Source organism: Photobacterium sp. DNB22_13_2 (assembly GCF_052873915.1).
On sequence record NZ_JBNNXU010000322.1, the window covers coordinates 1 to 229 of the forward strand.

The following is a 229-nucleotide window of genomic DNA, read 5'->3' on the forward strand; positions in this document are numbered from 1 at the left end:
GTGTAGCCACCGGCCGAGTATCCGATCATGCCAATTCGACTGGTATCGGCGCGTGTGGAGAACCGTGGATCGGCAAGAACGGTATTGAGCGCGGCCTCCGCTTGTCGGGGGCGATCCATCAGAATCTGTGCCTGGGACTGCGCTCGGGGGAGGCCAGAAGCATCGCCAACATGCGTTGGCAAGACGACGATCAATCCGGCCCGAGCCAGCGCTGCCGCCAATTCACGGT

At 62.4% G+C, this 229-nt stretch carries 1 protein-coding gene; it reads left to right on the forward strand.

Annotated elements, in window-relative coordinates; all coding sequences use genetic code 11:
• On the forward strand, window positions 1-229 hold a 229-nt coding region (locus tag ACVA58_RS28805), incomplete at both ends, for a hypothetical protein (protein ID WP_446513640.1).